A 21,362-nucleotide genomic window follows, 5' to 3' on the forward strand; every position below is an offset into this window, starting at 1 on the left:
TATATTTATTTTATCTGTTCATAACGTTATGTGCTAAAGTTGTCTCTCTTAATTGATATAAAAATATCCTTATTTTAAACAAACATATCGAGTAGTAAAACTCCTCCAAAAGCGATAAATGAAAGTAACGTTTCTAATACCGTCCATGTTTTAAATGTTTCTTTCACTGTTAAACCTAAGTATTCTTTTACCATCCAGAACCCAGCATCGTTTACGTGTGAAAACATTAATGCTCCTGCACCTGTTGCAATGACGAGCAACTCTAAATTCACACCTGTCGTATTTTCAATGATTGGTGAAACGATGCCTGCTGCTGTTGTTAAAGCGACTGTCGCTGACCCTGTCGCAATTCGAATTAGTCCTGCTACTATAAATGCTAATACAATTGGAGATAGAGCTAAATGCTCAGACATTTGAGCAATAGCATTGCCTACACCACTATCGATAAGAATTTGCTTAAATCCCCCGCCGGCACCAATAATCGCAACAATTGAACCGATTGGTAATAAGCTATCTTCTGTTACCTTCTTAATAGCCTTTTTATCGATACCTTGACGAAATCCAAGAAAATAAAACGCTGCAAAACATGCAATCAATAACGCAATGATAGGACTACCGATTAATGTGATAATCTTTATCAAAGTAGTAGAAAGTGGAACATAAGGAGCCGCTGCAGCTAAAACCATTAACATAACTGGTAACAATATGACTAAAAATGAAACTCCTATTCCTGGTAATTTCGTTGATTTTGTATTTACACGAATCAATTCTGGCTCATTTTCAGGAATTACACGTTTGTGAATCCATTTAGCGAATATAGGACCTGCAATAATCGCTGCAAAAAATGTAATAATGAGTGAATACAATAGTACCTTCCCAAGGTTCGCTTTATAAATACCAATTGCAACGATTGCCCCTGGATGCGGAGGAACTAGGCCATGTACGACAGATAGCCCAGCAATTGCTGGTAACGCTATCAATAAAATATTTTGTTTCGTAGTTTTATGAATTGAAATTACTAACGGCAACAATATTAAAATACCTACTTCAAAAAACACCGGAATTCCAATAATAAAACCTGCAATTAACATAGCCCACGGTAAGTTTTTTATCCCAAAGGATTTAATAAAGAACTCTGCCACTTGCATTCCAGCACCTGACTCTGCCATCATTTTCCCTAAAATTGTACCTAAAACTAAAATACCTACTAAATGCCCGAGAACACTCCCAACTCCCGTTTCATAAGCACTCACTATTTTATCCATTGGCATTCCAGACATAATTGCTAAAAACAAACTTGCAACCGTTAAACTAATAAACGCATGCCATCTCCACCACGAAACCCCTAAAATAACAATTACAATTGATAATAATGTAATCATTAAAAGGTACATATTCATACTTAATCCCCCTTTATGTAAACCCTTTCAAAAATGCTATATAATGAAAAGAACCTATATAGTTCTTACTTGAGTAAAAGATAGCTTTACATATTGATATGCACTTAAAAGCATCCTCACATCATAATGATTTATACAAAAAGAATCTCCCTTATCAGAGATATACTTTAACTCATCTCTCTGATAAGGGGATTTCTCTTTCATAATTATAATGTCATTGTGATAAACGCTTCGCGTAAGCAAATTTTCCTTTTTTAAAAGTGAATGACGCTTTCTTCTCTTGCTGTTTTCACATAGTAAGACTACAAACTCGGGATCCAGTTTAAACGATGAAGTTACTTAGAATTTGTCCTCTCATGAAAAGCAATTTTCAGCAAGCCCCTTCACTTTTATACATTATAATTTAGGAGCTTTCGCCCAATCCGCAGCAAACTTCTCAATACCTTGATCTGTTAATGGGTGCATAGCAAGTTGCTCGATTACTTTATAAGGGATTGTTGCAATGTGAGCACCTGCCATCGCTACACGAGTTACATGATCTGGATGTCTAACAGAAGCCGCAATAATTTGTGTATCTAATTGGTGAACATCGAATAATTCAGCAATTTTAGCAACTAATAATACGCCATCTTCAGAAATATCATCTAAACGTCCTAAAAATGGAGAAACATACGTTGCACCTGCTCGAGCTGCTAAAAGTGCTTGGTTCACAGTGAAAATAAGGGTAACGTTCGTTTTCACACCTTTTTCAGTAAGATAGCGACAAGCTTCTAATCCTGCTAGCGTCATTGGAAGTTTTATCGTGACGTTTTTATCGCCACCGTTAATTTTAATTAATTCTTCTGCTTGAGCAATCATTTCTTCAGCCGTCACAGCATCTGGCGTTACTTCTGCCGAAACAGATTCAACTTTCGGCACTGCCTGACAAATTTCTGCAATACGGTCTTCAAATTTAATGCCCTCTTTTGCTACTAAAGAAGGATTCGTTGTAACACCAGCTAAAACTCCAAGTTTATATGCTTTTTTTATGTCCTCAAGATTTGCAGTATCAATAAAAAATTTCATGATTCATTCCCTCCAATTTTTAAATGTTAATGAGTTATAATTTTAAAATATTTATTTCTTTTCTACTGCATGTCCGCCAAATTCATTGCGCAGAGCTGCTACTACTTTTCCTGTAAATGTATCATTGTCTAATGAGCGGTAGCGCATTAATAGAGACATTGCGATAACAGGAGTTGCTGTTTGAAGGTCTAATGCTGTTTCTACTGTCCATTTTCCTTCACCAGAAGAATGCATAACACCCTTAATTTCATCCAGTTTTGCATCTTTAGAAAATGCATTTTCTGTTAATTCCATTAACCAAGAACGAATGACTGAACCGTTGTTCCATACTCTTGATACTTTTTCATAATCGTAGTCAAATTCACTTTTCTCTAGAATCTCAAATCCTTCACCAATAGCAGCCATCATACCGTATTCAATTCCGTTATGAACCATTTTTAAGAAGTGACCACTACCAGCTTTTCCAGCATATAAAAATCCATTTTCTACAGCAGTATCGCGGAAGATAGGTTCAACGATGTCCCAAGCTTCTTGATCTCCTCCGATCATGTAACAAGCACCATTACGAGCGCCTTCCATTCCGCCAGAAGTTCCTGCATCCATAAAGTGAATGCCATCTTTCTTTAATTGCTCATATCGGCGAATTGACTCTTTATAATGTGAATTACCCGCTTCAATTAAAATATCTCCTTTTGATAAAAGTGGTGTAACCTCATCAATAACAGAATCAACAACAGCGTGTGGTACCATTACCCAAAGAATTCTTGGTGATTGTAATGACTGAACAAGTTCACTTAAACTAGATGTACCTGTTGCCCCGTACTCTTTCATTTCTTCCACTGCACTTGCATTTAAATCAAATGCTGCTACTTCATGTTTATGATCCATTAAATTTTTCCCTAAATTTAATCCCATTTTACCTAACCCAATTAATCCTACTTGCATAATATAATTCCTCCTCAAATTATCTTTTATTAAAAATTCATATCGCTACAATCTGGAATACCTTTCAGCACTGAAATGTTAGTATGTACAGAAAGGTATTCACAGTCATAGCTTAAGAATTCAACACATTTTTTGTAATTTGAACAACATTTTCTGTCGTAAATCCAAATAGATTCATGACTTCAGCTCCAGTTCCTGAAGCTCCAAATGTTTCAATTGATAGTACTTTTCCTTCTTGTCCTACATAACGCTCCCACCCGAGAGATACACCCATTTCAAGAGATACTCGTTTCGTTATAGAAGACGGAAGAACGGATTCTTTATATTCGTTCGATTGGCGATCGAATAACTCCCAGCTCGGCATTGCAACGATGCGAACAGAAACTTGATCTTCTTCTAATTTTGCTTTCGCACTAGCAGCTAAAGATACTTCAGAACCTGTCGCAATTAAAATTACATCCGGATTTTCATTTGTTTGTGTTAATACGTAAGCTCCTTTAGAGAGATTCTCTATGTTCGCTTTCGTTTCATTAAACACCGGTAAATTTTGACGACTCAGTACTAAAACGACTGGACCATCCGTTTGCTGTAAAGCATACGCCCAAGCACTTGCTGTTTCATTTGCATCTGACGGACGGATAACTGTTAGACCAGGAATTGCTCGAAGCGCTGCCAATTGTTCAATTGGTTCATGCGTTGGACCATCTTCTCCTACAGCAATCGAATCATGTGTAAATACGTAAGTAACAGGTAACTTTTGCAGTGCAGCCAGTCGAATCGATGGACGAAGATAATCATTAAATACAAAGAATGTACTTACGAAAGGTTTTACTCCTCCATGAAGCGCCAATCCATTCGCTGCCGCGCCCATTGCATGTTCACGTACACCGAAGTATATATTGCGGCCAGCATACGATTCTACTGCATATACTGCTTCACCTTTTATATCTGTCATCGTAGAATGAGAAAGATCTGCACTTCCACCGAAAATAGAAGGAATCGATTCCACATAATGATTAATAGCTTCCCCACTTGCAACACGAGTAGAAATCGTTTTTTCAGTATCAAAGGATAGAATGTCTTTCGCTTCAATTAAAACCTCACCTGTAATCGCTTTTTCTAATTCATCTGCCAGTGTAGGATTCGCTTCTCTGTATGAGTTGAACTGCTCATTCCAGTCATTTTCTTTTTCAATACCTTTTTGTTTCAGTTCATTAAAATGAGCTTTTACTTCTTGAGGTACAAAGAAGTCTTCCTCATAATGCCAACCATACACTTGTTTTGTCGCTGTCGCTTCTTCTACCCCAAGCGGATTACCATGTGCTTTGTTCGTTCCAGCAACTTTTGGACTTCCATAACCTATAATGGTTCTAATTTCTATAAGAGTAGGTTGATCCGTATTGTCTTTCGCTAATTGAATCGCTTTTGTAATCGTATCAACATCGTTTCCATCCTCAACTCTTACATATTGCCAATGTGCAGATTCTACTCTTTTCTGAATATCTTCAGAAAAAGCAATGTTTAATTCACCATCAAGTGAAATTTCATTTGAATCATACAGTACAATTAACTTGCCAAGTTTCATATGTCCTGCCATTGACATCGCTTCATAAGCGACACCCTCCATTAAGTCACCGTCTCCAACTAAAGCGTACGTATTATGATCTATAATAGAGTGACCATCCTTATTGAACTTCGCTGCCAAATGAGCTTCTGCCATTGCCATTCCGACAGCATTCGCAATCCCTTGTCCTAACGGTCCTGTCGTCGCTTCAACTCCAGAAGTGTGACCAAACTCCGGATGTCCTGGTGTTTTACTGTTTAACTTTCTAAAGCTTTTCAAGTCATCAATTGAAACGTCATATCCAGCTAAATGAAGTAAGCTATACAGTAGGCTCGATCCGTGTCCCGCTGATAAAACGAATCGATCACGGTTAAACCATTTCGGATGATTAGGATTGTGACTTAAATGATTCGCCCATAATGCATAAGCCATCGGTGCTGCTCCCATCGGAAGACCTGGATGACCTGAATTTGCCGCATTAATAGCATCAATTGATAATGTACGAATTGTATTCACTGCTAATTGATTTATGTTTTGTGTCATAGTAATCGTCCCCCTACATGCTTTCATGAAAGAAAGTACTTATTTTTCCGTCTCTTGATCTAACCACCATTTAAATCCACTTTCTTGCAATAATTCATTAGACGCATCCGGACCATATGAACCAGACTCATATTCATGAAGTGGTAATAAGTTCTCCTCGAATGCTTCAAGAATTGGTTGTACCCATTCCCATGACAATTCAACTTCTCTCCAATGTGCAAAGAATGTAGCGTCTCCACTCACCGCATCATGAATGAGTCTTTCATACGCTTCAGGTACTCCCACATCCGCTTGCTCACAAGTAAAGTTAATACGCATCGGTTCAATTTCTCCATTTTTCAATGGATTTTTACTATTTAACTGTAATGAAACGTTCTCACCTGGACTAATTTCAATTATTAATAAGTTAGGTGCTGCATTTGGATTACTATCTTGATATTGCTGTTTTAACGTATTTTTAAATTCGATTACAATACGAGTAGACTTTTCTTTCATTCGTTTTCCTGTTCGTATATAAAATGGAACGCCAGTCCAAAATGGATTATCGATCCACAGGCGAGCAGCAACAAATGTGTCTATGTTAGAAGAAGGATTTACTCCTGGCTCCTCTTTATACGCTACAACTTGTCCGCCTTTTATTTCTCCTGAAACGTATTGACCGCGAACGATATGGTTTTGAACGTCTTCTTTTTTCACTTTACGAAGCGTCTCCATTACCTTTCGCTTTTCCTCTCGAATTTCACATGCATTAACCTTTTCCGGCAGATTCATAGCAGTCATCATTAATATTTGTAACATATGATTTTGAACCATATCTCGAATGGCTCCTGCCTGATCATAATACCCTGCTCTTTCTTCAACCCCAACTGTTTCACTAGCTGTAATTTGCACATTCGCTATATGTTCTTTATTCCAAATCGACTGGAGAACAGGATTTGCAAATTCTAGTGCTTCAAGGTTTTGAATCATCGGTTTACCTAAATAATGATCAATACGGTATATCTCGTCTTCTTCAAACGTATGACTAAGTTTATCATTCAGCTCACGAGCAGATGTAAGGTCGTGCCCAAACGGTTTCTCAATCATTAGACGTTTCCATCCATCCGTTTTATCAAGTCCGCTTTCCTTAATATTTAAAGCAATTGTCTCGAAAAATTCAGGAGCAACGGAAAGATAAAACATTCTATTACCTTTTATATGTAGTTCTTCTTCCCTTTCGCGAACGACTTGTAATAATCTCTCATAGTCTTCCGGCTTACTCACATCTAATGGACAATAGCGAAAATTATCTAAAAAACCTTCGAGTTCTGGAGTACCTTCTTCTCTATGACGGGAAAACGTCTCTATTGATTCTTTTATTCTTTCTTGAAAATCTACATGAGATACTTCACGTCTCCCAAGTCCGATAACGGATATTTGCTTTGGAAGCTTTTGATCTCTATATAAGTTATATAGTGCAGGGTAAATTTTGCGTTTCGCTAAGTCCCCTGTCGCTCCAAATAAAACAAAGGTCATTGATTCCAATTTCAGTCCCCCTCTTGTTGTATAATCCTTGTCAATATTTTAAAAATGAATTGTACAGAAGCCCCTGTTTTATAAAAAAACAAAGAGTTATCAAATGCCAATTCCTTTTATACCTTTCGCTTTCTAATTGTCCCCAATATTAATAGTGGCAATTCAAAGCATTTCTACCACAGATTACTTATTTATCGAACTTAACAAACAAATGTATATCCGATTACTTTTAGTAATTAAATAATCTTATGTCTAGTATATTAACCATATAAATTATTATCGTCAATAAAAATGTCTTGCATTACATACTATTTATTTCGTAATACTTTTCTAAGTTTATCCTGAGTTACCATTCATTTTCAAAGATAATGATCGATATAATAAATATCAGTTTCATCAAAATCTTCAATCATTTTTTCATTAAACTCACGAGCAGACGTTACATGATAACCAAAAGGCTTCTCTATAATAAGGCGGTTCAATCCTTTTGTAGCCCACAATCCACTTTCCTTAATATTTAAAGCAATGACATCAAATACTTCTGGTATAACAGATAGGTAAAACATGCGGTTTTCAGAAATGTTTAATTCTGTTTCACGCATCTTTACAAGACGCAACAAATCTTGATATTCCTCTATATTCGCTGTATTTAATTGACAATAACGAAATGTACTAATAAATTCTTCTACTCCTGATTCGTCATCAGTAGATATTCTAGAAAATGTAGCAAGGGATTGTTCTACCTTTGTTTGAAATTCCATATCTGACATTAGCCTTCTGCCAATACCGATAATCGAAAGAGATTGTGCTATATTTTGATTACTAAATAGGTCATATAAAGCAGGATAAATTTTGCGTTTCGCTAAATGCCCTGTCGCTCCGGATAAAGTGAAACTTTAATCAGTGGGGATTTTGTTCATCCCCACTGATTATTAGTTAAACCAATCGGGCTTTTACAGGCAGTTGCCCCCACCTAACTTCTATGATATCGCTGAATTTTTGGGTGGGGGTCTTACTGCCTGTTAATGCGGGGTAAAAGAAATGTCATTGAATCCATTTGTTCTCTCCCTTTTAAAACAATTGCTAGAATAGAATATATAAGTTCATTCGCTACTTAGCACAATACTGTCTCTAAAACCTCATACTTTACCAATGTTTCTTCAATACAATTTTCCCAAGAGCACGCTCTGACTCACTTATGTGGTGTGCTTTTTTTACACCTTCTACATGTAAAGGCAACACATGCGTGACAACAGGTTTAATCTTCCCGCTCTCAATTAATTCTGTAATAAGAGAAAGTTCATATCCGTTAGGTTCAGTAAATATATGGTCACTCTCAATATTTTTCTCTCTTGATATCTCGGTTTGCGGAATTTCCATACCTTTCGGACCATAAATAGACGCTAACTTTCCATTTGGTGCAAGTACTTTATAACTATTCTTTAGTACATCCCCACCTAACACATCAAATACAATATTGTAATTATGCAAAAGCAAAGAAAAGTCTTCCGTTTTGTAATCGACGACAGTATCAGCGCCTAGATCCTTTACAAATTGCATGTTTTTCGTACTAGTCGTAGTTGCAACATGTGCACCGAAACTTTTCGCTAGCTGAATAGCAAACGTACCAATCCCGCCAGATCCAGCATGAATTAAAACCTTATTACCTTTTTGAACATTTGCGAACTTCACTAAGCTTTGCCAACTTGTCAAACCTACTAGAGGGATTGATGCCGCTTCTTCAAAAGATAGATTTCTCGGTTTTTTCGCCACATATTTTTCATCTACAGCCACGTACTCTGCGTACGTGCCGTTTCGTTCAATATCTGGACGACTATATACTTCATCCCCCACTTTACATACTGTTACGTTTTTTCCTATAGCAGCAACTACACCTGCAACATCCCATCCTAAAACGAGCGGGAAGTCATAAGAAATTACGTCTTGAAGTAAACCCTCACGTATTTTCCAATCCACAGGATTTACACCAGCTGCATATACTTCAATCAGTACATCGTTGTCTCCCAATAGCGGTGTCTGCATTTCAATCTCTTGTAGTACGCTTTTATCTCCATATTGCATAAGTCCTATTGCTTTCATTCTTTTCACTCCTTTACAAGGCTGGGAAATGCGGCAGCACTTCTTCTCCTAGCTCATCCAATACTTCGTCAGCTGGACGTTGACCATCAAATAGAGCAAGGAATAAATGATTCACACCAATACTTTTATATATATCAAGTAATTCAATTAGTGCCTTACGCCCTGTACGGTAACCTAAACGTATCGGTGTAGGACGTTCATTTGGATCTTCAGATAAATCTAAATGCATCGGTTGTATAAATGGTTTGAATACATCTGGATGATAATCCTCTACTAGTTCTCTCCATTGTCCAATTGCTCCCGCCTGATGCACCGGACTACGTGGATAATACATCCATCCATCTCCATGTTCAGCAAACCATTCCATATTTTGCTGACTAAAACCTGTAATAAAGGTTGGAACACGTTTAGACGGTTTTGGAACTAAATTCGCACCATGCACTTCTCCTAGTGTCGACTGGATAGACGGGAAGTTTTTATACAAAATTTCTTCCAAGTAAGCAAATGCTTCTCTAAACTTTTCACCTCGTGTTTCATGACTAACACCTAACGCTTTAAAATCGGCACGTCTGTCACCGGATGAAACGCCAAGCATAATTCTTTCTGGAAATAGTTGGTCTAATGTAGCAATTTCTTTTGCTACACGCAATGGATGACGAAGTGACAACACTGTTGCCGACGTTCCAAATGCGATTTTCTCTGTCTTGCTTGCTAAATACGTCAAATAAATCATCATATCGTAAATTTGACCTGTTGCAGGATCACCAAAATCAGGGTCTTGCAGCAATACATCGCGAAGCCATACACCTGTAAAACCGTATTGTTCCGCTTTTTGTACTAACTCTACTTGTTTTTCCATCGTTGGAGCATGAAACTGATAATTTTCAATCGGAATGTGAACTCCTAACGTAAGTTGATCTTTCGCAAACATACGATTATATCCAAAATGGTTCGCAAACTTTTCCATGTGTTTCACTCACTTTCCCTCATTCATATAAATCTATACTTTTCATATTTCTTCTCAAAATTTATAAGCAACACTGCAACACCACATTGTTGCCGATTGTAATCGTTATAACTTTCTTTGTGCTACGAGTGTTATTATAAATCGGCCATAACATGAATAACAGTACGTACTTTAAAGTGATGTAGGCACTTTAAAGTACCTATACTAAGTGAGTAGTAATAAACATAATGAATAAATCGTGCTGCAAAAATAACATCTATCCTTTCTTCAAAAAGCTGTACTGTTGCTTTTGCAAATACGTTTCATTATTTCACGTACTTTCCCTTTCTTTATATAAAATTGTTACTAACCAAATTCAAAATATTATACTTATTTTTCGTACTTTGCTATGCTATAACCACAAACAGGAGGTATAAACTATGAAAGCACAAATTATCCATTCTTTTGGGGGTTCATCTGTATTTCAATTAGAAGAAGTTTCAAAACCAAAACTTTTACCAGGTCATGTTCTAATCGATGTAAAAGCAACAAGTGTAAATCCAATCGATACAAAAATGCGTAGTGGTGCCGTTTCAGCAGTCGCTCCTGAGTTTCCAGCTATACTACACGGCGATGTAGCTGGTATTGTTATTGAAGTAGGAGAAGGTGTTTCGAAATTTAAATGTGGGGATGAAGTATACGGATGTGCCGGAGGTTTTAAAGAAACTGGAGGTGCACTTGCAGAATTTATGCTTGCTGATGCACGATTAATTGCTCACAAACCTAAAAATTTAACAATGGAAGCAGCAGCTGCTCTACCATTAGTTGCAATTACAGCTTGGGAATCTTTATTTGATCGTGCAAATATTAAACCTGGTCAAAATATTCTCATTCATGGAGCTACTGGTGGCGTAGGACACGTAGCCATTCAACTAGCTAAATGGGCAGGCGCTAAAGTTTTTACAACCGCTTCTCAGCAAAGCAAAATAGACATCGCCCATCGTCTAGGAGCCGACATAGCTATTAATTATAAAGAAGAATCTGTTCAAGAATATGTACAAAAACATACGAACGGAAACGGATTTGAAGTTATATTTGATACAGTAGGTGGCAAGAATCTCGATAATTCTTTTGAAGCTGCTGCAGTCAATGGAACCGTCGTAACAATTGCAGCTCGTTCAACCCATGACCTCTCTCCTTTACACGCAAAAGGACTCTCGCTACACGTTACTTTTATGGCGTTAAAAATATTACATACAGATAAGCGTAATGATTGCGGAGAAATCTTAACGAAAATAACGCAAATTGTAGAAGAAGGAAAACTTCGTCCATTGCTAGATTCTAAATCTTTTACGTTTGATGAAGTCGCACAAGCACATGATTATTTGGAATCCAATAAAGCAATAGGAAAAATAGTGTTGAAAAACGTTTGGTAATTATAGTCCGATAAAAATAATGATTGCTCGTTGCTAGAAAGTAACAGAATAAATAAGATTCCTTTATTGCTAACATCATTTATCAAATTTCATGATGCCAGTGATTGTAGGAAGAACAATAAAGTTGCATAAAGGTCAATTTATGCAACTTTATTTATTATAGTTTTTAATTCCCTCTACATATATGCTAGATACATATCTAACGGAAAGATTATTGATATATCTGAATTATAAAAACTCCAAATTGCTGTCCCTCTTCCATAAGTACCTACATATCTAAAATTTACTGTTGAACTATGTAATCCTTGAAAACCCCAGCTGAATCCAACTATATAATTTCTTACAGTTAAAATACGAAAATAACCCTATTCTAAGGACCTCAATCGTACCCCATTTTCTGAATAAAAAATAATATTAAATTCATTAATTTAATGTGATAGTATATATTGAACTCTTCATGAGACTATCATTCATATTACTATTTAGGAGGATTTATGAGCAATCAAAATAATAATGAAGCACCAAATAAAATGGAAATCGTAGTCATGATTTTAGGACTATTTTTACCACTCTTCCTTCCTGCTCTTCTAATGCTAGCATTAGGGAAATGGATGCCAGATGAAATTGTATATTCTGGAGTCATGTCATTATTTATTCTGTCCATTGAGTTATTCATAGTAGCTGCTATTTTTACTAAGATTTTAAGTGTTTGTGGATTACCTGAAAAGAAATTAGATGAATTAGGATTTTTAGGATTTACGATTTCAGTGGTTACATCATTCTTAGCTATTTATGTAGGATATTTTGGCATAGCTAAAGTTGGATTAACTTCGGTTCAACTATCACCTCATGGCATTTTAATTATAGCAATCGTATCCACAATTATCTTAACTATTTTATTAAAGGTTTTAGAGAAATTTGATAATCAAGACGAGCGAGATACAAATAAATAAAATTGCAAACGAAAAAGGTATGCTTCAAATGGAGCATACCTTTTTCTTGATTACCAATTTAACATGAGAGATGCCACAACGCTAAAAGCTTTCCAACCTTTACAACAAGTAAAAAAAGAACAGCCGAATTTTTCTTATAGTAGAAAATTCGGCTGTTTGCATGTCGCAATTTGCTTTTTATATATTTCCATTAATAGATAAAATACAACTCATTTGCCTTACCATCTTTACCTTCAACAGAATATTATGTTGTTTTTAATTTTTTAAAACACACTACGTACTAATCCCCCGTCTATTCGCAACGCGGAACCATTAATTGCTGAAGAAAGTGGGCTGCTTAAGAAAGTGACAAGATTGGCAATTTCTTCTGGTCGAATAAGTCTTTGAATAATAGAGGTTGGTCGATTCTCTTTCATAAATCGCTTCTCAGCTTCTTCTATTGTCAATTGCTCATTAGGATAAAGACTATTTAACATAGTCTCCACTCCTTCCGTTAAAGTCGAACCAGGCATTATAGTATTAACAGTCACATTCGTTCCTGTCGTCAGCTCAGCTAAACTGCGAGAAAGTGAAAGTTGCATCGTTTTAGTCGCACTATAGTGAGCCATTTCTTGAGATGGCATAATAGCTGCTTCGCTAGCAATAAAGATGACTCTTCCTTCTTTTCTTTCAATCATTTTTTTCAAATATGAGCGAGTAAGTCGAACACCACTCATAATATTGACTTCAAACAATTTAAACCAATCTTCATCAGGGATATCAAAATATTCTACAGGTTCAAAAATTCCTAAGTTATTAATAAGAATGTCTACTTCAGGGTACTTTTCAATCACATTTTGGCACCCTTGTTCTGTTCCTAAATCAGCTACTACAGGTTGAAGGATAGCATCAGGATACTGCGCTCGAATTTCTTTTATCGTTTGATTAACATTTTCTTCACGGCGTCCATTAATAAGTACAGTAGCTCCTTCCTCTACTAATGAAGTGGCAATTGCTTTTCCAATCCCTGCCGTAGATCCAGTAACCAGTGCTGTTTTTCCTTTTAATTGCATATGCATGTAAATCCCTCCAAATTCATGTGCTACATGATTGACTTACGTTGGAATAAATAATTACGTTTATATTGTGGTTCACTTCTCTTATCTTTAACAGAAAATAAGCAGATCCACCCTTTTTTCGAAAGAGTATAAACGAAAATTATGTAGCTATTGCACTCTGTACTGAATTAAAAATCGAAATTATCATCATTTAGATCTACTCGATAATTCTGATTCTAATCATTGTCATGTTAAAAAATCACATCAACAGCAGAGTAAAGCTAAAACCAACTAATAAATACCATTATGATATATATTAACGATAAAGAAAATTACGCACTTTAAAGTTCCATAGGAACAAAAAAGTGCCCTATAAACTATAATTTCTAACTCTTTATATTTGCTAAAGTAGTATCTTTTTTTATCATAGAAAAGGTTGTAAAATCACACATTCTTACATACAGTTATAGGATTATTTTTATCCTAATTAACTAAAAACCATATAACACATTTGTAAAATAAAATTCTAAAAAAACCTTGCAGAAAAATTCTACAAGGTTTTTGCCTATACACACAAATTAATCACTATATTAAAATAAAAGGGTTTATAATTCATCACAATAATATTAAATATAAGCTGCTTTAAAGGCTTGTTGGACAGCTTGTACTTCTAATGAGTCTTTACCATATAAGTTCGTTGCTACATGAATACAAGCTTCTTTTAATTCTTTAAAGTTAGAAGTCATATTTAATTCATCCGTATTTGCATAATAGAAAATATCAAACATTTTATCTTCTCCAATGCCATGTACGTTTACTCCATTATGGTTTCCACCACTAGCAATCAAGTAAGCTACTTTATTAATAATGCTAGAGTTCGTGTGTACACCACCATGATCGTGGTCAGCATCAATAGGTAAGTTATTATAATACCTATAATCCTCTGGATATCTAGAAGAGATGGATGATGGGTTTTTCATATCTCTAAAAATACGACCTGATTGTTCTCCCATTGTCCAATTGAACTTTCCGTTATTGGCATACTTTTCAACTGCTACTCCTAAAATATCAGATAACGCTTCATTAATTGCCCCCGCTTCTCCTGCGTACTCAAGTCCAGACTCATTTCTTGTAACCGCGTGTGTAAATTCATGTCCTGCCACATCAAATGCTCTAACAATTGGATCTCCGTATACTAACATAGCTCCATTACTAAATGCATTAAACCACTGCTTAGGATTTCCTTTATTCGTACCATTTGTGTTCCAACCATGAACGACAGAAATTACTTTTTGCCCATTATTATCAAAGCTGTTACGGCCATATTTTTCTTGATAAAAATCATATACTTTCGTTGCTAAATAATGGGCACTAACTGCTTTAGGATCAGTAAAATTTGTAGAATTACTTGTTACTAAATCATCGAGATACCCCCATACATTTCTTCTATAATTATTATAATCTTTATAATTAGCAGTATATGTTTCAATTCCCTTACCACGAGAATAATCTGCAAGCATGTACGTTCCATCACTTCGCTGCGTAATTCCAAACGTACGATTAATACCTAAGTCATCTTTTCCTGTACCTGTTAATTTTGAAGGATCTTGTGATTTATTTGCTGTCGCAGATTGGACAATACTACTATCTACTTGTATACCCAATTTTTGAACGAGTTCTTTTAATAGATTACCACCAAAAGCATCAATTAATACTGTACCAGATACATATTCAGGTGTAGATGCACTAAAAGTAATTTGATATGCGTTTGTAGCTTTATTTGTATTTTCATCTACATATACCACTTGTTTAATTTCTGGTTCTTCAATAAATGTAAGATCATTTCCATAGATGTTAAAAAGCTGTTTCTTTGCATCCTCTTCTGATAAAGTAATAGGTTGTTTCAAATCTTCCTGTTGTTGTAGATCTTGGGCACTATCCCCCGAAACGCTCGTAAGTACACCATCATCATTAATATGTGCTGTTAGTTGATATCCGTATACATCACGTCCTTCATACGTTTGTTGAAGACGTACCAATGTAGTACCATCATAAGATTTACGACTTTGCGTAACATTATAATTAACTTTGGATTCCGTATTAACTTGCTTTGATGATAATGCTTGTTCTGTTTTTCCTTTTAGTGCATCCTTTGCTACATTTTCTGCTGATTTTTGAGAAGGTGCTGTTAAATTACCTGTTCGGAACGTATCCTCCTTTGTTTCCACTTTTAAATCTTCTGTTGCCGCATGTACTCCTCCATAGGGCATAATCGCCGATAACACCACTCCTGTAGTTAAACCTACCTTTACGAAATTCTTCATATTCTTACTCCTTTACAATCTTATTATTAAGTTAAATAAATGTTTTTCAGAATTGGAAACATAGATATTTCAAACTATCTATGTTTATCTACTGTTTATGAATTGTGATTCCTCATAATATAGATAGATTGCGTCTTTACTTTTAGATTCATTTCATTTCTCAAAAATTACTCATTATATAAGCTATCTTTATATTTATTTATATACGTTATTTTTTGTGGTTCTGATAACATATTTATAGCCATCCACACATTCTTTTTCATTTCTAATTTTTGCATTGGTATCTCTTTTAAAACTGGATTACCTATAATTTCTTCCATTTCTTCATCAATTCTTTGCATAAGATTTTCTTCTGGATTATTTTTCAAATAAGTATTTTTCAATCCCCATTTTGTCATTATAAATTCATTCGTTTTATTCATGGGATTAATAATAGTAGCTTTACTAGTTAATCGTTTTTTTATTTCATCATGATAGATTTTAATTCTATATCCTTCTTTTAGTGAAATGCTATCGTTTACTATCGTTACATTTGTTCCTTCCATTTCCTTCGTATAAATTTTTTCTCCCTTATCATTAAACACCTCTATTGATGCGTATTTTTCATCTGTATAATAGCTATGAGGAGTTTTAGTAGTAACTGTAAAAACAGCTTGCTTTTGCTCTAAGTCTGTATTTAATTCGGCAAACTGTTCATCTCCTAATCCTAGGAATTGAATCGTTTGATTTACCAACTTACTCACTTTCATCTCGTTAACATCAATCGTTAGACTATTATCTTTTTCTTTTACATAGGCATAATACGAACTAAAATGGTACATACTATCCGTTTTCCCACCTGAAATCTCAACTGTATAAACTCCATTTGGTACGTCTTGTAAATTGATATCTGTTGTTTCAATTGTTTTCTCTTGAACAACTGTATTCCCTTCTTTTAATTTAATTTTTCCTCCTTTCAATGTATCTATTTCATTTGTTTTTAAATGGATATGCAAATTCCCTTTTAGTCCAAGTGGAGCAATTTGCTGATTCGTAACTATTTCGAAATTGGAGTTTATCGGAATATCCGGATCAACTATAGCTCTTGCTTTCGCTAATTGTGATTCAGGCACTATAAAAGCTAAAGAAGTAACAGCCGGAAAACCTTTCGCCCTATTCATCTCTATTTGTTTATGATTAAGCTTAAAGCCCCATCTTTCAAAAACAGGTGTAAAATCAACTTGTCCATTCTCACTATAATACTGATTCATTAAATCTGGTAAAGAATGGTCACCTTTTTTGAAAGCAGCATTGCTAGCTAGTTTTCGATAACCTTGATACATTTTTGCAAAAGCTTCATCGCCAGCTTTTTGTTTCGCCATCGTTAAAAGAATAAGTTTTTGTCGTAAATCTAAATCATCATAAGTTTTATTTTCTTTCATTAAAGCATTATATAAATTCCGTTCTACCTGTTCCTTTTTCCCGAAATTAAACAACCAACCAACTTGATCTGCTTTTTTTCCATATTTGCTATATTGATATTGAACACCGAATAGATTATTAGAAACTTCTCCTGTAAATATTCCTTGATTATCAAAACCAGCTTGGTATCCGTGAGCGATTTCATGTAAAGTTCCCCAACTCAGTTTATCTAACCACATTTTTGTACTATCTGAACTATTCGCTGTCCAATTTGTGCCATAATAGGCACCGCCAGCACCGGATATATCTGCTTTTAAGAAATAACGATTTTGACTTTTTCTATTTTCAACAGTTGAGCCATCTAAACCAATAATTGAATCATACATCGCAAAAATATCTTCATAATACGCAATTAACTCATCTAACGATTGAAAATCTTTTAAAGATCTTACTAACTCTTTATCTTTTTTAGGTACAAATAATTGAAAACTCTTCCCTTGAATTAATGCATACTCTCCATCAAATTGATCCCATGTGCTAAAAAATTGAGATACACTTCCTTGTTGTTTATAAATGGGAAGAGGTTTAGTAGCACTTTCATTCCCTACTTGGTACTCAAGTACAGCGTGCTCTTCACCATACGGAGTATCTATAAAAGGAACTAAAGGCGTATCACCTTGAATGGTAATCCATTCATTTCCTACTTGTATGGATTTTTCATTTTTAGAGTCATTAGACAATAAACGTAATGTTAATTTGTCTTTAAAATTAGGATTCGTTTGTCTTACCTTTAATGGTGTATTTCTCTGCAAAATAAATCCTAAATCTTGTCGATCGTGATATTTACCCTTACTTATGCCCGCCTGAAATATCCAAGTAGGCTCTTCTAAACTAGTAATTTCTTTTACATTTGTTCGTTCATCAGCATGTAAATGTATATTTCCTATGAGGAAAAACATTGTATACATGATGCCTATAACAAGTAATCTTTTCATTTGCATATCTCCTTTTCTATTTTTTTATATACAAAATACAATAAAACAAATTCCTCCTTCCTCACTTATAATTATGGCCAGTAAGTTATTTATCAGTGTAATTATTATAGTTACATTAATTCATGATTATCAATCATTTAATGTATGTAATTTTGCATATATGAATATTTTGTGGTAACTTCCAAAATATCGTATAATGATCAATATTTTTTTCATACATTATTCAATAAAAAAACACGAAGACCCTTAAGTCTTCATGTTTTTATACTTGTGATTGAATTAATTACTAAAATCTTTTTAATCGCGAAAAATCAATTATTTTTAGGCTGATAGCCATACGTAAACTTTTATGATTTACTCATCCTTTTTGTTCTGTAATATTAAATTTTGAAACCAGTTCCGTTAATTCTTCCACCTTTTCTTTCATTTTGTTGGATTGGATTGATATTTGTTCAATTGATACGGCCTGTGATTGAATTGAATTTACTGTTTGAAGCGTCTCCTTTTTCACATCCGTTGCAGTTTCAGAAACTAGCGAAAGAGAAGCATTTACTTCTTCTGTACCAGCAGACATCTCTTCTGTCGCTGCGGATACTTCTTGAATTTGACTTGTAATCTTATCAATATCTCTCATAATAGACAAGAAGGTTTGATTCGCTTTGTAAGCAGCTTCTTTTCCTTCTACTGCCTTTTGTTGTCCTTTTTGCATGACATTAACTGTATCTTGGGTATCTTTTTGAATGGATTTTATTAAATGATTAACTTCTTTTGCAGATTCTTTAGATTGCTCAGCCAAGTCTCGAACTTCTGCGGCAACCACTGCAAATCCTTTCCCATTCTCTCCAGCACGTGCCGCTTCAATAGCGGCATTTAAGGCAAGAAGATTCGTTTGTTCGGCAATATTAGTAATTGCAGCGAGAGCTGTATCAATCTGTTGTGTACGTGTAACAAGTTTATTTATTACTTTTGATGTTTCCTCGACAACATCATGCACACTATTCATTTGAAGAATAGAGTGATTTATCACTTCACTACCGATATTTATTCGTTCTGTAGTTGTTACTGCTACCTCAGCGACTACTGCTGAAGATTCAGCTACAGTTTGCACCCCTGTTGTAATTTCTTCCATTGAGGATGAGCTCTCCTGAATACTAGTTACCTGTCCTTCTATTTTTGTTTTTACTTCTAAAACAGTCTGTACAACCTCATTTGAAATACTAGACGCTCGATTTGTATCTTGTAATACGCCCTCCGTAGTAGAAATAACCTCTTGTGTTGTCATCTTAACATTCGCAATTAATTGTTGAAGGTTATCTAACATACTATTAAAAGACTGAACAATATGCCCTAATTCATTATTTGCTTTATAAGGAGTACGTGTTGTTAAATCTCCAGCTGCTACTTTTTCCATATCATTTTGTAGTAACACAAGTGGTTTTCGGATAGTTAATTTAATAATATATCCAATTAATATAATTATCAAAATTGCTAAAAGCGAAATACTAACAAACATTATCATTGTATTTTGAGCACTATTATTATTTTCCTTCTGTAAAAGCTCTGCATTATTACTATTATATAAAATCAATTCACGAATTGATTTTATTGATTTTTGCATATTAGGTTCAATCTCTTTTAGGTAATATGCATATGCTTCCTCATTATTAGATTTCCCTAATTCTTGCGCTTTCTTCATTTGAGTTCTTAATTCATTAAATGTTTCATAAAACGTGTTATATAATTCTTTTTCTTTAGTAGAAATAACTTTAGCCTCAAACTGCTTTAAAAGATGATCATTTTCCTGACGAATTCCGTCCATTTCTCTTATTAATTCATTCATTCTTTTTTCATCTTTTGATACCATAATTTCCATAAAGTTCATATTAACATGATAAAAATTAGATTCTACAATACCAATCCACTCAATTGGTAGTAAATTATCCTCATACATATTAGAGGAAGTACTTTTCCCTCTTTCTAATCCCCAAAACCCTATTAGGGATAATACTATACATGCAATACTTGATATAGTTATTAATATGTTTAGTTTTGTACCAACCTTACTGTTTCTTAATAATTCCAATTCACTTTCTCCATTCTAATATATAGTTTAAGTAATGTATTTTATACCAAGAATCCAAAAATTACGATGTTTATTTTGTGATATGCAATTTTGCATATCATCCACTACTGATTCAAAATAACCTAACATTGTAATTTTGGTTTTCCAAAAATTCATGATTATGAACACACCCTATTAATTCTTAAACTTCTCATCCAAAATATCCAAAAATATTGTGGCACCAGGGGAACCCATCATTGATATATAAATTACACTGCTATACAAGACTAGCTTAAAAATATTTTTCTTATTGCTCATTTTTCTATTTCCTCTCTATTAGAAGTACTCCTAGCACATCGCACTAATAAAAACGATAGTATTAAAAAATAAGGAAAGACATAACACCTATGTCTTTCCTCTAAAATTGTAACACTCAATATACTCTTAGCTCTATTTGATTTGCCAGTTAAATCCTCACATTTCTTTCTTTATAATATCTCCTAACTCTGTCCAACTTGTAATACGCGGGATATTGAGATTTTGATTGTAAGAAGTAGTTTTTGCATACACTTTTATTGGCTTTCCTATTAACGTTTCTAAGACAGCTGGCTTATCATCAAAGAAATAGTTTAATTTCATTTCTTGTATGAATTGTATTTTTTCTTCATCTTTCATTCCATAGAAAAAGCGATCTTCATGTACCGGAAAACCTTTTTCTATTAACCATTTTTTTGTTTGCTCTCCATGCTCTTTAGGCCGAGCTGTTATATAGTATATTTCATGTCCCTGTCTTTCTAATTCTTGTAATGTCTCTACTGCATATGGAAACGGTGAACAAGAAGTATAATAAATCTCATCCAGCAAACTATTCCACATATGACTGCCTTCCTCCGAATTCATGCCAAATGCTTCATGAATTTCAATTGTTTTTAAAGAATGAAATATATCCAATCCTACTTTTTTGTTTAATTTTTTATTATATAAATGAAAAGCATGCTGCCTTAAATCAATTAACGTATCATCGATATCAAATCCAAACTTCACTCTTCATCGCTCCTTTCTGCAATCCATTTATC

At 34.5% G+C, this 21,362-nt stretch carries 14 protein-coding genes and 1 pseudogene; 2 read left to right on the plus strand and 13 right to left on the minus strand.

Annotated elements, in window-relative coordinates; translation table 11 throughout:
• Nucleotides 1-74: 74 nt before the first annotated feature.
• The 8 genes and pseudogenes from gntP to GBN91_RS12000 all read right to left on the minus strand — a co-directional run bounded on the left by gntP (nucleotide 75) and on the right by GBN91_RS12000 (nucleotide 10,099).
• Nucleotides 75-1,400, minus strand: a complete 1,326-nt coding sequence (gntP, locus tag GBN91_RS11960) for a gluconate permease GntP (protein WP_152121549.1) — start codon at nucleotides 1,398-1,400, stop codon at nucleotides 75-77.
• A 396-nt stretch (nucleotides 1,401-1,796) separates the two neighbouring features.
• On the minus strand, nucleotides 1,797-2,465 hold the full coding sequence (gene fsa / locus GBN91_RS11965) for a fructose-6-phosphate aldolase (protein WP_000667681.1): 669 nt from the start codon (nucleotides 2,463-2,465) through the stop codon (nucleotides 1,797-1,799).
• Nucleotides 2,466-2,516: 51 nt separating this feature from the next.
• The gene (gene gnd / locus GBN91_RS11970) at nucleotides 2,517-3,410 is read right to left on the minus strand and encodes a phosphogluconate dehydrogenase (NAD(+)-dependent, decarboxylating) (protein WP_001195911.1); all 894 of its coding nucleotides are present in this window, start codon (nucleotides 3,408-3,410) and stop codon (nucleotides 2,517-2,519) included.
• Between the two features lie 112 nt (nucleotides 3,411-3,522).
• The gene (tkt, locus tag GBN91_RS11975; RefSeq protein ID WP_152121550.1) at nucleotides 3,523-5,517 is read right to left on the minus strand and encodes a transketolase; all 1,995 of its coding nucleotides are present in this window, start codon (nucleotides 5,515-5,517) and stop codon (nucleotides 3,523-3,525) included.
• Between the two features lie 39 nt (nucleotides 5,518-5,556).
• The gene (zwf, locus tag GBN91_RS11980) at nucleotides 5,557-7,041 is read right to left on the minus strand and encodes a glucose-6-phosphate dehydrogenase (RefSeq protein ID WP_152121551.1); all 1,485 of its coding nucleotides are present in this window, start codon (nucleotides 7,039-7,041) and stop codon (nucleotides 5,557-5,559) included.
• Between the two features lie 350 nt (nucleotides 7,042-7,391).
• Nucleotides 7,392-7,928: pseudogene (locus tag GBN91_RS11985) on the minus strand (glucose-6-phosphate dehydrogenase); the annotation flags it as partial.
• Nucleotides 7,929-8,178: 250 nt separating this feature from the next.
• Nucleotides 8,179-9,132, minus strand: a complete 954-nt coding sequence (locus GBN91_RS11995; RefSeq protein ID WP_000643800.1) for an NADP-dependent oxidoreductase — start codon at nucleotides 9,130-9,132, stop codon at nucleotides 8,179-8,181.
• Between the two features lie 13 nt (nucleotides 9,133-9,145).
• Nucleotides 9,146-10,099 (minus strand): LLM class oxidoreductase, encoded by a 954-nt coding sequence (locus GBN91_RS12000; protein ID WP_002195683.1) that lies wholly within the window; start codon nucleotides 10,097-10,099, stop codon nucleotides 9,146-9,148.
• Nucleotides 10,100-10,518: 419 nt separating this feature from the next.
• Here GBN91_RS12000 and GBN91_RS12010 point away from each other — a divergent pair, with 419 nt between their 5' ends.
• Nucleotides 10,519-11,514, plus strand: coding sequence for a zinc-dependent alcohol dehydrogenase family protein (locus tag GBN91_RS12010; RefSeq protein WP_152121553.1), 996 nt, complete (start codon nucleotides 10,519-10,521; stop codon nucleotides 11,512-11,514).
• A 494-nt stretch (nucleotides 11,515-12,008) separates the two neighbouring features.
• Complete coding sequence (locus GBN91_RS12015) at nucleotides 12,009-12,467, plus strand: epimerase (protein ID WP_152121554.1); 459 nt, start codon at nucleotides 12,009-12,011, stop codon at nucleotides 12,465-12,467.
• Nucleotides 12,468-12,730: 263 nt separating this feature from the next.
• Here GBN91_RS12015 and GBN91_RS12020 read toward each other — a convergent pair whose 3' ends face one another.
• The 5 genes from GBN91_RS12020 to GBN91_RS12040 all read right to left on the minus strand — a co-directional run bounded on the left by GBN91_RS12020 (nucleotide 12,731) and on the right by GBN91_RS12040 (nucleotide 21,330).
• The gene (locus GBN91_RS12020) at nucleotides 12,731-13,525 is read right to left on the minus strand and encodes an SDR family NAD(P)-dependent oxidoreductase (RefSeq protein ID WP_048655677.1); all 795 of its coding nucleotides are present in this window, start codon (nucleotides 13,523-13,525) and stop codon (nucleotides 12,731-12,733) included.
• Between the two features lie 605 nt (nucleotides 13,526-14,130).
• Entirely contained in the window at nucleotides 14,131-15,828 is a 1,698-nt protein-coding gene (locus GBN91_RS12025) for a M4 family metallopeptidase (RefSeq protein WP_152121555.1), read from the minus strand.
• Nucleotides 15,829-15,995: 167 nt separating this feature from the next.
• Nucleotides 15,996-18,224, minus strand: a complete 2,229-nt coding sequence (locus GBN91_RS12030; protein ID WP_152121556.1) for a putative mucin/carbohydrate-binding domain-containing protein — start codon at nucleotides 18,222-18,224, stop codon at nucleotides 15,996-15,998.
• Nucleotides 18,225-18,582: 358 nt separating this feature from the next.
• On the minus strand, nucleotides 18,583-20,307 hold the full coding sequence (locus tag GBN91_RS12035) for a methyl-accepting chemotaxis protein (RefSeq protein WP_071731206.1): 1,725 nt from the start codon (nucleotides 20,305-20,307) through the stop codon (nucleotides 18,583-18,585).
• 453 nt (nucleotides 20,308-20,760) lie between these two features.
• Nucleotides 20,761-21,330 carry a 5' nucleotidase, NT5C type gene (locus tag GBN91_RS12040; RefSeq protein WP_152121557.1) on the minus strand — a complete coding sequence of 190 codons (570 nt, stop codon included), beginning with the start codon at nucleotides 21,328-21,330 and terminating at the stop codon, nucleotides 20,761-20,763.
• Nucleotides 21,331-21,362: the final 32 nt, after the last annotated feature.

It is taken from the genome of Bacillus sp. B1-WWTP-T-0.5-Post-4, from assembly GCF_009183795.1.
Taxonomy (GTDB): Bacteria; Bacillota; Bacilli; order Bacillales; family Bacillaceae_G; genus Bacillus_A; species Bacillus_A cereus.